General features: G+C 41.5%; 8 protein-coding genes. 5 read left to right on the forward strand and 3 right to left on the reverse strand.

Features of this window, described 5'->3' with window-relative positions; all coding sequences use genetic code 11:
• Window positions 1-313: 313 nt before the first annotated feature.
• The 5 genes from ACR63T_RS11165 to minE all read left to right on the forward strand — a co-directional run bounded on the left by ACR63T_RS11165 (window position 314) and on the right by minE (window position 4,967).
• Window positions 314-1,267 carry an acyltransferase gene (locus ACR63T_RS11165; protein ID WP_472784043.1) on the forward strand — a complete coding sequence of 318 codons (954 nt, stop codon included), beginning with the start codon at window positions 314-316 and terminating at the stop codon, window positions 1,265-1,267.
• Between the two features lie 184 nt (window positions 1,268-1,451).
• Window positions 1,452-2,588, forward strand: a complete 1,137-nt coding sequence (locus tag ACR63T_RS11170; protein ID WP_472784044.1) for a hypothetical protein — start codon at window positions 1,452-1,454, stop codon at window positions 2,586-2,588.
• 77 nt (window positions 2,589-2,665) lie between these two features.
• Window positions 2,666-3,514: a septum site-determining protein MinC gene (minC, locus tag ACR63T_RS11175; RefSeq protein WP_472784045.1), complete on the forward strand. Its 849-nt coding sequence runs from the start codon at window positions 2,666-2,668 to the stop codon at window positions 3,512-3,514.
• Between the two features lie 350 nt (window positions 3,515-3,864).
• Window positions 3,865-4,677, forward strand: coding sequence for a septum site-determining protein MinD (gene minD / locus ACR63T_RS11180; protein ID WP_201570094.1), 813 nt, complete (start codon window positions 3,865-3,867; stop codon window positions 4,675-4,677).
• 2 nt (window positions 4,678-4,679) lie between these two features.
• On the forward strand, window positions 4,680-4,967 hold the full coding sequence (minE, locus tag ACR63T_RS11185) for a cell division topological specificity factor MinE (RefSeq protein WP_201570095.1): 288 nt from the start codon (window positions 4,680-4,682) through the stop codon (window positions 4,965-4,967).
• A 143-nt stretch (window positions 4,968-5,110) separates the two neighbouring features.
• On the opposite strand, the gene ACR63T_RS11190 is transcribed toward minE, so the two are convergent.
• The 3 genes from ACR63T_RS11190 to ACR63T_RS11200 form a co-directional block, all read right to left on the reverse strand.
• Complete coding sequence (locus ACR63T_RS11190) at window positions 5,111-5,638, reverse strand: cytochrome b (protein ID WP_201570096.1); 528 nt, start codon at window positions 5,636-5,638, stop codon at window positions 5,111-5,113.
• Between the two features lie 87 nt (window positions 5,639-5,725).
• Entirely contained in the window at window positions 5,726-6,301 is a 576-nt protein-coding gene (locus ACR63T_RS11195; protein ID WP_472784046.1) for a hypothetical protein, read from the reverse strand.
• A 57-nt stretch (window positions 6,302-6,358) separates the two neighbouring features.
• Window positions 6,359-13,432 (reverse strand): Hpt domain-containing protein, encoded by a 7,074-nt coding sequence (locus ACR63T_RS11200; RefSeq protein ID WP_472784047.1) that lies wholly within the window; start codon window positions 13,430-13,432, stop codon window positions 6,359-6,361.
• Between the last annotated feature and the right edge of the window lie 147 nt (window positions 13,433-13,579).

Below are 13,579 nucleotides of genomic sequence, written 5' to 3' on the forward strand. Positions count from 1 at the left end.
AGCTCAATCTAACTATGTGTAATATTTTGTCATAACTCTGTATATAGCGTATACGATATCCTACTAATACCAAGTAAACCATGTATTGATAAAAAAATGTTTGCTAGTAATAAGCTATATTAGTAGATAGTCTGTGCCAGTATAAGTTACGTTTATAAGCTAACTATGCTTTTTATTTCTGCTAAAATCACTTTAGTAATTTATAGCTTGAATAATATTGATAGCATTAATAGCTTATAGCGTTTTATACAGAGATTAATTTTTATCTCAAAAATACTTTGAATAAACTGACTTCGTCATACAAGGATTTTATATGAGTTTGGCTTCCACTATTCAAAAGCTGCATAAACGAGCGCCTAAACTTGGCAAGGCCGCCTCCTTAGTGACAGCAGCAACCGTCATTACGGGTAGTAGTTTTAGAGCGGGCCTTCCGATATGGGTTATGGGCGCAGCCAAAGTCATTACTGGCTCGCAAACCGCTGACGATCAAGTTATCAAAGTAACCAATCGTTGGATCGCTACGAACAATACCATGATAGATGACATGTTATTAGATAAAGACTGGCGGATCAATTTGCCCGATGATGTTCATCCCGATGGCAAATATCTATTAATCAGTAATCATCAATCTTGGGTAGATACTAGTATCGTGCAGTATATCAGTGCAAAGCGCTTGCCTTTAACACGGTTTTTTACCAAGTTTGAGCTGATTTACATTCCCGTCGTTGGGCAAGCCTTTTACTTTTTAGACTTTCCTATGATGCGTCGACACTCAAAAGAACAGGTCGCCAAAAACCCTGCCTTAAAGGGCAAAGATATTATCGAGGCCAAACGTGCCTGTGCGCTATTAAAGAACAAGCCCTTTACTCTGCTTAACTATTTGGAAGGGACCCGCTTTACCCCTCTTAAGCATGATAAACAAAAGTCGCCCTACACCCATTTATTGAAACCACGCGCTGGCGGCTTGGCATTGGCGATCAACGCTTTGGGTTCAGAGATTGATGGTATTTTGGATATGACTATTGTCTATCCTGATGGCATACCGACTTATAGTGATTTGTGGAAAGGTAACATCAAGCGCTTAGGCGTAGATGTGCGCCATATTGAGATGCCAAAAGACTTATTTACTAGTATCGAAGAAGGTAGCTTTGAGCATGATGATACTATCAAAGAAGAGTTGTTTGATTGGTTAGCTGGCATTTGGCAGCAAAAGGATCAGCTCATCAGCACTATGCGTGCTGAATTTGAACCGTTACCCAAAGCATAGTTCTCTAGGGCGTTTTCAACACGCCCTAGCGTCCAAATCAAGCTATGTTTGAGCGTTTTCATCACGAATTACGCTATCAGCGCTAGCATATCTGCTTTTGTAACGTTATTATTGCAGAAAAGTTATCCTGCTTATAGGATGATGCCACTGCAATAGTAAGCTTTAATTAATAAAAGGTATGACTGTGCTCGCCTCTTCTAACGCCTCTTTAATAGATGCACAGCTTGCGTCTAATGCTTCTATATCAAATGCCTCTACGCAGTCAGCCGATTCACCAGCTACTGGTCCATCCAATGCTGATCTAAGTCCCCAGCGCCCTAATAAGCCAAGACCGAGCCGCCTTAAGCTCACTTATGATATTGTTATGCTAATCGCTATTAGTATTGATCTACTCTTGATCAGTATTGATGCTATATTGATGAGCAACTTTAGTAGTGAAGTGACTCGCTGGCTTACGCTTAGCAATACTTTGAGCTGGTATCAAGATACTTTGCATATACCTCTGCGTACCGCTGGCGGGTTTTTTACCATATTTTTGATCTTGGAGCTCTTACTACGCTGGGCTATTGCTATAAAGGATCAAATCTATTATCGTTGGTTTTTCTTCCCCTTTATTCATTGGTATGAAGTATTGGGCTGCTTTCCGCAGCTACGGGCGCTACGTCTGTTTCGGGCAGTAGTGATAGGTCGACGGCTACATCAGCTGGGCTATCAAGTATTGCCGCAGCCATGGATCAATCGCATAAAGTTTTATATTAATATTCTACTAGAAGAGCTGTCCGATCGTGTCATTTTGACGACTATTCATAATTATAAAGAGCAGCTAACCGACTCAGCAATGCAAAAATCGCTGATTCAAAAGCTAGTCGATCGTAATCGCGATGATATGGAAGCGGTATTACTATCACTGTTGCAGACAGAACTGGCGCCGCAGCTGCAAAAGCTATCTGGCAAATCAGCTGGTGGTGCTTTGATTGCCAATGAGGTTGGCCTGGCGATTGAAGATGGCATAGCCAATACTCCTGAGCTACACCGATTGCTAAGGCTCATCCCTATTGCTGGCAGCTTGATCGAATCGCAACTACAACAAATCGGTCATAGCGTCGGTGAGAACGTCGTCTACTCGCTAAATGAGCGCTTACTAGAGCCTGAGCTTATCGATACCCTACTCAAGACTGTAGCCCATAGCATCGCTTATATGGACATTAACAATACTGAGCTTGATACCTTAATCGCTAGTATTATTGCCGATAGCTTGACCGAATTTGAAGCGCAAATAAAAGTACAGCAATGGAAGCATCATGATATGTTGAGATTTTAATACTCTATACCCTACCCTTTGATGACAAGATAAATAAAGCAACTCTAGCATTACCCGTATTTTTAAGGATTACTACCATGACAAATTCGGCAACAAATGATCAATCACCACCTGCCATGGCTTTTTTTGGCAAGATGCTGACCTTTTCGCGCATACAGTTAATCACTAATGATCTTCATGCTATCGATGCTCAGCTGGCCACTATGCTCAGTAATAAGACCAGCAATATGCCAGTGATTATCGATAGCGATATTGAGCAAGATCTGCCCGCCCTAACAGAGCTCTTGTGGTCTTGGGGTCTACAGCCTATCGGCGTAGTAAAAGGCTTATTAGAAGATCAAGCTCGCATCCAACGCTTGGCTATCTTTCCAGGTGATGGCAAACGTATTGAGCGCATCATATCTACTCAAAAGTCAGCAGTACAATTACAAAGTAATACGGCTAATTCTAAAGAGGCTCACAGCTCTGATAACGATAACAGTATCAGTGCTAACAACAGTGCTAATATTCAGGCAGTTGCAAACGAAGATTCAAACGCTAGTCCTGCTATAGCTACTTCTTCTGAAACTATAATCAGCACTGAGCAAATCACCAGCCTTATCTATGATCAAATGCTACGCTCTGGTCAAAGTCTCAATCATGTTGGTGGCGATTTAATACTGACCAATAGTATTAATAGTGGCGCTGAGGCCATTACTGATAACAGTCTACACGTCTACGGTCGCGCACAAGGGCGACTAGTAGCAGGCGCTACAGGTGATAAAGACGCCCGTATATTCTGCCAAGTTTTTAACCCTTCACTAGTATCAGTAGCCGGTACTTACTGTCTACGTGACAATTTGCCCGAAGGCATTATCGATAAAGCCGTACAAGTGCGCTTTATTGAAGGTGAAGGCTTAGTTTTCAAAGTTATGGAAGATATCTAGCCAGCTTGCGGCTTTATTATTTACCGAGCTCATTTATAATAGTTATATTTATGACTTGCTTAATGTTGGAGTAAGTTTAATCAACAAGACTATGCTACTATAATTTATTAATTGGTCCATCATATACACTCTCGGTAGTAGGTTGTACCAAAAAGTATTGCTCAATAACGTATTCGTTCTGATTGCTGATGTTTGTTAATGACTGGCTATAAATTTATAGATATATATGCTAGGCTTACGCTCGCAGACAACAAATGTACTGATAGGTATTGTTAGTAGATTCATCAGTTTACAGATACTTATGTTGTTTATTTAATAAAAATCTCATTGATTGATAGGAGTGTGCCATTGTGGCGAAGATTGTTGTAATCACTTCAGGTAAAGGTGGTGTGGGTAAAACCACCACTAGTGCTTCTTTTGCCGCAGGACTGGCGTTACGAGGCTATAAGACAGTGGTTATCGATTTTGATGTAGGTCTACGTAATCTAGATTTGATCATGGGCTGTGAGAATCGTATTGTTTATGATTTTGTTGACGTTATCACTGGTAATGCTCGCCTGTCACAAGCACTAGTCAAAGATAAGCGTTTAGATAATTTATATATTCTTCCTGCCAGTCAAACTCGTGATAAAGATGCACTAACAGATGAAGGCGTATCTGAGGTGATGGCTGAGCTGTCAAAACAGTTCGATTATATTATTTGTGATTCGCCTGCTGGTATTGAGCGCGGCGCGCAGCTGGCTATGTATCACGCTGATGAAGCTATTATCGTCACTAATCCTGAGATCTCATCTGTGCGCGACTCGGATCGTATCATAGGGATTTTGCAAAGCCGCACCAAAAAGGTTGAAGAAGACCAAGGATCTATTCGCGAGCATCTTATTATAACGCGCTATAATGCGGAGCGTGCTGCTGCTAATGAGATGATGAGTATTGACACTATCTCTAATGACATCTTAAAAGTGCCGTTATTAGGAGTGATACCTGAGAGTCATTCGGTGCTAGAAGCTTCAAACCACGGTGAGCCTGTTATTCATTATACCGACTCAGTAGCTGGACAGTGTTATGACGATATTGTTGCGCGTTTTTTGGGTGAAGAGCGACCACTGCGTCATATTGATATAAAGAAAAAGAGTCTACTACAGCGTTGGTTTGGAGGTTAATAATGAGCAAGAAAAAAGGGTTTTGGAGTAATTTATTTGGTACTGATGATCGTAGCTCTGGTAGCGCTAATATGGCGACTGAGCGTCTCAAGGTAATTGTGGCTAGCGAAAACCGCTTAAACAATCGCTTAACAGCCGATCGTATCGAAAAAATGAAACGTGAAATACTAGAAGTCGTCAATAAGTATATTAATGGCGTACAAATTGATGATGTCAATATAAACCATCGTTCTGAGGATGCTCTCGATGTGTTAGAGATGAACATCAGCTTACCTGAACATAAAAAATAATCTGATGAAATCGCTAAGCTATAAAACCGATTATCAATAGCAAAAGCCCCAAATACTATAATCAATAATGATAGTATTTGGGGCTTTTTTATGCGGCTATTTTTATTTGTGCTTATATTTATTAAGCTCAATTATATTGAAATCTACTTCATACGATTGATCAGCTTATCTTTTAAGATAAATTGATGATACAGCGCCGCGCCAACATGTAGTAGTGTAAAAGCTATAATCATCGGCCAAATAATATCGGTATGAATATCATTAAAAAGACGCGCTAAACTACGATCAGGGGTCACAAAGACTGGTATTTCGAACAGTCCAAAAATATCTACTGGTCGCCCGCCATAAACGGACATCAGTAGTCCAGCTATGGGCATAGCAATCAACAAGGCATAAAGTGCAAAATGATTTAACTGCGATATCAATAGTTGCCACTTGGGCATAACAACAGGTGCAGGCGCTCTAGTTAATAAACGGTTGAGGACTCGTGCTATCATCCAACACAGTACACTGATGCCAAAAGCCTTATGTAGACTAATATATAGCTTAGTATCCGTATACTGATATAGCAGCATCAATAGCCAAGTCACTAATAATAACAGGGCACTAATCCAATGAAATACTTGACTGCTAAGGGGCCATTTATTTGAGCGTATATTGGTGCTATTCATTATCTACCTTATTGTGCGCTAAACCTAACTTATATAAATACTCATTTGACCAAACGGATTATATAGTAAATAGAATAGTATTCAAGATTATCTCGAACCGTTCAAGTCAACCAAATGATGCGCTATTTTGTCCAAATCTGGTATCAAGTACTCAACATTGTCGATTAGTACCATTTGGTACAAATAAGAGGATACTTCGTTTTCATTTAAGGATTTTTGATTTTCACTATTATCCAAGGTAGCCGCGGCTTTATTCTTATTAGACGTAGTTGCCTGACGCTTGTTACGTTTAGAAGGTGAGACAGGCTGATGCTGGTATTTTTTGGGTAGCTCTATATCTTTGACTTCAGAGATACGCAGCTTCGCTTGGCGCAACTCACCTGCCGTTTGCAGAGCTATACGATGATTAATAGTATTACCTTCTAAGATAATAACTTTATCAACGTCTTGTTTTTGCGGTAACAGGTGAAAAACGGCTATTTCTTGTCGTTGCCATAGATAAGTCCAAACTCGTTCTTGCTCCTCCTCAACATTCAGAATCAGACTGCTAGGAATAACCCAATCAGGTTGACCCATAGCAGGAATCATCGTCACCGCCAACATACCTTTATCAGTCGTCAATAGGCTGACTGCTTCGAACGAATGCTTGATGATCTGGTCCATAAGCTACTCACAATCAATAGAAAATTTATCTAAATATACTTTTTACTCATAGATGGTCTAGCCATCATAATCTAAACGTACTTCACTGTCTAAAAGCTTGTTTATCTTCTCAAGCAGTTGTATTTCTTGAAAAGGTTTACCCATATAATCATCGACACCTACTTCAAATGCGCGCGTACGATGTTTTTCCCCTGTACGCGAGGTGATCATAATAATGGGTATTAATTGCAGGCGTTTATTATGACGAATATGAGTTGCAACCTCAAAACCGTCCATTCTAGGCATTTCAATATCTAATAAAATCAAATCCGGTACGGTCTCTTGTAGAATCTCAATCGCATCTACCCCATCTTTGGCAATCATAACATTAACCCCTTGCCGCTCTAAAAATCTTGAGGTGACTTTACGTACCGTTACCGAGTCATCAACGACCATAACCGTTGGTCGCCTCTTAGTATCAGCAGCATTAACCTTGAGAGTAGGCTTCACAGCTTTTGACAAAGAAGCATTACGCATCAAGGCAACTAGATCCAAAGCTAGCATAACAGAACCGTCACCCATGATAGTAGCTGCTGACATTCCTGTGATATGCGACAGTTGACGACCTAAAGGCTTAACCACCATCTCAATACGCGAACCTGAGATCTGATCCACCAGCAGAGCGATATTTTGTCCCGTGCGGCTCTTTATAATGACCAAAGGTAGGCTGGTATTGGTATTCACTATCAGCTCACTAAATTTACTACCTGAGAGGATCTCATTGAGATAACGGACACGATATGCTTGATCGTCAATGGTAAGCATAGCGGCACCTGACTTAAAATAATCATAGAGCTTTTCAGAATTAACTCTTACCACTCGCTCAATCTGCACCAATGGAATCGCATAATAGCCATCAGCCACTCGCACCACTAAGGCATCAGTAATAGCCACTGATAAAGGCACGCGTATCGTAAATTGTGAGCCTTTATTAGGCTCAGACGACACTGACACTACCCCGCCCAGCTGACGAATTTCACTGACGACGATATCCATACCCACGCCACGTCCAGATATTTGAGTCAACTGATCGGTGGTGCTAAGACCCGCGTTAAAGACATACTGCATTATATCCAAATCGCTAAGCGTATGATCATCAACATCGATTAAGCCTTTACTAACCGCTTTTTTGCGTACCGCTTCGACATCGATGCCACGTCCATCATCCTTTAGGTGAATGACCACTTCACTACCTTCACGCAGGACTTCTAAAGTAATATGACCACTAGAATCCTTACCTGATTTTAGGCGCGTCTGAGTATCTTCAATACCATGATCGACCGCGTTTCTGATCATATGCTCAAGGGGTGAGGTGATACGTTCTAAGATGGTTCTGTCCATCTCATCGTCAGCGTTGATAATCGTTAAGTCAACAGATTTGTCCAGCTCATTGGCCGTTTGACGTACGATACGCTCTAAACGCGGAGTCAGACGAGTAAAAGGAACAATACGCGAGCTCATGAGACCATCTTGCAACTCTGTTTGGGTACGTGCTAACTGCAATAGCAGGCTTTCGTTATCTTGAGTCTTTTCTAACAAAGTATTATTAATATCCACCAAATCTGATGCTGATTCGCTCAAAGACTTGGATAATTGGTTCAATGAGGAATACTGGTCCATCTCCAGTGGATCAAAATCTTCACTATCAATCAGTTTTTCATCTATTTGCGATAGTATCTGTACTTCTAGCTCCAACTCCATGCGCCTGAGCTGATCAGCCAACCGCTGCACTGTAGTACCCATCTCTTCAATACTATTGGTCAAGCTGGTCATACCCATATCAATACGCGTACGGTTGATCGCTGACTCGCCAGATAGATTGATCATATGTTCAACTGAGCTACTAGGTATGCGGATTACCTCAGCAGTGCTAACGCTCTCAACTGGTTCAGAGAAGTTGCCTGACATCGATGGCATCTCACTGACATCGATGGCTATGTAGTGTTTTTCTGAGCCTTTTTTGGCGTTTAATATCGTTTCGCGTAAATCATTGAGCGACTCATTGGGAATTTTTTTGAGACTATCAGACTTACTGTTGAATTGCTTTAAAGCTGCAATAAATGCGACGGGAGTTGGTGGATTAACACGCTGTTTTAATACAAAAACAGCGTCAACGATCCAGTCATGACAAGCGGTCAACAGCTTTGAGGCCATCTTAGTAGCGGGTCGACGGCGAAGGGCCAACTCTTCGTATATACTCTCCATCTCATGCGATAAATCGGCGATACCATTAGCTCCGACCATACGGGCGCCGCCTTTGATGGTGTGTAAGTCTCGCTGTAATGATTGCAGTGCTTCAGTATTATGATTATTAGTCAAAAACAGCTGTAAACTCTTATTACTACTGCTAATGAGCTCTTCAGCTTCTTCTAGATAAAGCGCTAAGATATCAGCGTCAGGCTGTTCATTAGGCCATGATTCTGCTATCAGCTCATTTAGACTAATTGCTGATGTCGACTCGCTATCTTCTTCTGTCTTTAATAAGCTTGCATTATCCTGAGCTTCAGGTGCTGGTATCGTGAGATTGACGTGATAAGGCAGTTTTCCCATTTGCAAGAACTTTCGACATTGCTCAATCAGCTCAAGCGCAAAAAACGACTGTTTGGCAGTTAATAACTGATCAATCTGTAAAACTAAAACATCCTGCAGTTTTTTTACGACGTAAGCCCATTGCATAGTCGGACTGATATCATCTTCTATGAAACGCTCATATATATCAACTATCTGATAAGTAAGCTCACTGACACTATAGATACCTGCCATCTGCGCGCCACCTTTGATAGTGTGCGCGTAGCGTTGTAGTTTTTTTATCGTAGCTAAGTTTTCGATATCATCACACCAGATATCTAAAGTGTCGCTAATAGCCTCATTTAACTCTTGCGCTTCTTCTAAAAATATCTCCAACAGCTCAACATCAGTGTCAATAATCTCAATGTGCAGCTCGCGTGCGGGTTTGCTTGCGACATTATAAGTATCTTTGGAAGATTGAGGGATAAGAGGGTGTTGAGAGGAGATAGCGAGTAGGCTCTCAAGCACTTGCTGATCAATTTTTGGCGACATACTAGCTGCTAGCGCATCAAACAGCCCAACCAGCTGGGCATGTCCGCTTAGCAATACTTGCTGTATAGCCGTATCGATAGCTAAGCTCGGATACTTATATAAGTGATGATAGACGCTATCTAAGGCTTCAAGGAGCGGCGGAAACTTCGGTAACTCTAAAGTCTTAGCTGCCAATCTAGCTATTTGTTGACGCTGCTGATGAATATAGGTCTGTACTGATTGCAGATGCTCAATGCTTGGATTAGCATCATTTATATCACTGAGCTTATGATCATCCTCATTCTTAGCATCAGCATCAAGCATATTGGACGTTGCATTCTCAGATTTTAGTGCAGATACTAATTGCCACTCGGCATCTAGGAGTCCGTCAATACCTAAGTCTAATAGCTGCGCTGCGCTCAATTGACTGTCAATCATAACAGGTAATTCATCAGACTCATCAAGCATAGCCTGTAGTGAGGCCAAGTCATCATCACTGTGCGTCTCTTCGACAACGCTATTTTGCTGCTTTAAGCTTGAGTCATAGCTGTCTAGATATCCTTTAATCAAAGATACCGATTGAGTCAGCGCCTGCAAGTGTTGCGGTGTCATAGGAATATCTTGCTGCTGCAACTGCTCTAGGCTATGCTCTATAGTAGCGCTAACTTCGCTGATAGCGACCAAAGCGCTTGAGCCTGAAGCGGCTCGTAACGTATGAAAAGCTCGCACGATTTGATCGCTGACTTTGACTCGGCGCTTATGTTTATACTTCTGTACAAAATCATCTATCTCTTGTACTAGGCTCTGTGCCTCTTCGATGAATATCTCACAAAGCGCTTGCTCTTCCTCACTTTGCGGCGCTATTATGACAGACGCTTCTGCCATAATCTCATTGACTGAATAGATAGTCTGGAGCATAGGATCGATGTTATCACTATCACTGCTACTATCATCATAGGTATGGCTTTTATCAGTTTTAGAATTGCTACGCTCATTAGCCAAGGCGTAAGCTTGTATATCTGAATAGCTAAAGGTGTCTCCTTGCTTTTGGCTATAAGCAGTAGCACAAGCTATCCATAATAAGACGTTAGCGGGATAGTCTGTTTTACCTTCAGCAAAAATAGCAACCAGCTGCGGATAAGCACTTAAAACATCGCTAATCAGACTTTGTATGTCTGTAGATACTAGGATACTAGACTCTAATACTCTATTAAGAAGATTCTCAATTGACCATGCCAGCTCAGCACTAGTATTTGCACCTACCATACGCCCTGAACCTTTTAGGGTATGAAAGCCGAGTCGAATCTCTTTGAGTTTTGTCAAATCATTAGGGGCGTTTTTCCATTGCTCATTCAATGTTGTGATATGAGCCAGCACCTCTTGAGCTTCTTCGATAAATATCTCTTTGATATCGGGATCGGCATCGCTTGAATCAGTGGGCAACGGTGTTGCTTGTTTTATAAAAGGCGCAAGCACCACTGGAAGGCTAGAGTCCGAGTTTGTTGGACTTAGACTGCGCTTATCATTGGTTGTAGAGTCGCTATTGATAGCCTTTTTTGTATCAGCATCAGTACTAGTATTGGCACTGTCTTTATTAGCACTGTCTTTATTAGCATTGGGCTTTGGCTCACTTTCAGCGCTACTTATCCCTTGAGATAATGGCAAACCTGCGATCAAATTATTGCTTTTTAATATAGTATGAGCCGAGTCAATGCTCGGTTGCTGCTCGTTAGAAAAGTCATCAATCAAAATCGTTACTTGCTCTTTAGCCTGCAATACTAACGTTATTAAGTCCTCAGTGACTAATAAGGTATTATTGACGACTGCACTGAGTAAATGCTCAACTGTCGCCGCTAGCGTGCTGATGCCAAAAGCGCCGGCTACCTTTGCTGACACTTTTAAGGCGTAAAAGTTACTTCTCATCTCTGTTAAAGCAGTCAAATCCTGCAAGTCTTGTTGCCATGTCAGCAAAAGGCCCTCTAAATCACTAACAACCTCTATCGCCTCTATAATGAAAAGACTACGAACCGCTTTATTCATCTGCAAATTATCCGCTTTTATTTTTGTTCGAACCAGCTGTAAGGCAGCACTCTCCGATGGTTCGTTCTCTCGCTGTTGCTGACCATTTTTATCACTATTAGTATCAGTAGCGCCAGAGTTAGTAGTGGCGCCATCATCACTCATAGTTTTATTAGTTGTGTTCTTGGCTGTTGTAGCATCCGTAACCTCTCCACTATCATCATAGCGCACGACAGCAGTCGCAGCATTATCTGTGCTGTGCCCAACTACTTGCCATTTATCTGCTTCAAAATCAGCATCTGGCGTTGCCAGTCTCACCGTTAATAAGTGTTGCGCTTGTTCAATATAATCATACGCTTGTTGCACTAGATACTGATCTAATACTTGCTGGGCCCAATAATCCAGCAAGCGCTCGAGAATAGCTATAATTGCTGCTAGTGCTTGGGTTAGCTCTATGCCAATAGAGTTGATGTTATGCGTAGTAATTTGCGCAAATAAGCTATCTAACGCATCGCTAATTTGTTGTAATGAAAGTACACCCATCTCTGCTAGCACAGTATTAAGATCAGTAGTAGCGCTAGTAGATGCCTTTAACGCATCGGGATGGCTTTTGATATTATCAGTGATATTTAGCTTAATATCTGTAAAAGCTTGGCGTAGCCTCGCTAGCGAGTTTTTGTCACTATCTTCTGTCAGTTCGTCGTCTATTAATTCTTCATCTGCTAATTCATCCAAATTTTGTCGATTGCGACCTATAATATTAGCACTGGCATCATTGATAACTGGCCGCCCGAGATAACTAGAAATAGCATGCTCAGTATCATATATAATGCTACACAGCTCTTGCAGTTGACGCTCAATCTGCCACTGCATTTGCGAAAAAGCGTCTTCTGAATCCATACTAACCGTAAGATCTGTCAGAATTTGAGCGACTTGGTTTTCATATAGCAGCCAGCCTCTTTGCGCCAACTGTTCCTTTAGACGCTGTAGAGGGTCTACTACAGCCTGCGGCTCATCAAGCGTAAATATTATAGTCTCAAGCTCAGTCAGCATATAGGACAAAAAACGCACCTCTATATCAGCTTGGCGCGTCAGCTTATCAAGCTTAGCCTGAATACTCTCGTCAGTGGTTGCTAAGCTAAGCTGTAGATAAATATCTGTCGCTAAACGCTCGACAAGCTCATCTTGATTAACCAAAGTACTTGGCTCAATGGCTATCTGTATGACTTGCTCTAATTGCAACAGTAGTGGATGAATCTGCTTGGAAGACTGTGATTGGCTCATCAAACTGCTCAACCATAGTTCAGTTAGGAACCATAGCCGCTTGTTATCGATAGCCGTAGCTGCCAGCTCGGCCTGCCATAGACTACGACAAACCTTGATCAGCGCTTGTATAACAAGGGCTTGTTTGTTATCAACTAGTGACTCAGCCAGCAGTTTTTGCGTTTGCTGCTGCCACGCTTTTAGTAATTGCTGATATTTACTCGTTTTTAATGCTGGATTGGTCTTATGTTTTGGAATGATAAGATCAATATACTGAGTAAAGCTCACCGTGGCACTATCAAATCCGCTAAGCTGATAACGCTCATTGTCAATATGTGCTATCTGAGAGGTAATGGATTTTTCATGCCGCAAAGTTGACTCTTTTGGCGTGAGCATTTGAGTGAGCTCAGCGATAGTGCTATCAATAAGCACACGACGATAGCTACCCGTTTGTACAAAAAATATTAGCTCGTTTTTTAATAGATTATGAGCAAACGTACCCAATCGTTCTGAACGTTTTGACTGCTCATACGATATTTTAGAGGCTTTAGCCAATTGACTAAGCTTACTCGCCAGTAAGCTCAATCTTGGTAAGTCTGCTATAAGCAATACTTGAGCAATTTGTTTATAAGATTGTATTGTATTATTAGCCTTCAGATCACCTTTTAAGTCACTATGGTGCTGCCAGTTGTCAGACATTTGTGATAGTTGCTGGTCTAGCAATGGCAATAGCCATTCAAGCATCACAATTTTGTTGGACTGGGTATTCATAGGATTATCCTGACTTGTTAAGGCGCTAATTCTTACCAGCTATCAATTATGATACTTATAGCTAATGCTCAGAGGTCGATTAATGCTTGGTAGTTCATTAACCTCTGAGCATTAACTAGTACCTAGTCATTGGCAACAGCTAAACCA

Source organism: Psychrobacter sp. M17(2026), assembly GCF_055699815.1.

Coding starts and splice junctions, on each gene's coding strand:
- ACR63T_RS11165 (WP_472784043.1), top strand. CDS start 314: ATGAGTTTGGCTTCCACTATTCAAAAGCTGCATAAACGAGCGCCTAAA.
- minC (WP_472784045.1), top strand. CDS start 2,666: ATGACAAATTCGGCAACAAATGATCAATCACCACCTGCCATGGCTTTT.
- minE (WP_201570095.1), top strand. CDS start 4,680: ATGAGCAAGAAAAAAGGGTTTTGGAGTAATTTATTTGGTACTGATGAT.
- ACR63T_RS11190 (WP_201570096.1), bottom strand. CDS start 5,638: ATGAATAGCACCAATATACGCTCAAATAAATGGCCCCTTAGCAGTCAA.
- ACR63T_RS11195 (WP_472784046.1), bottom strand. CDS start 6,301: ATGGACCAGATCATCAAGCATTCGTTCGAAGCAGTCAGCCTATTGACG.
- ACR63T_RS11200 (WP_472784047.1), bottom strand. CDS start 13,432: ATGAATACCCAGTCCAACAAAATTGTGATGCTTGAATGGCTATTGCCA.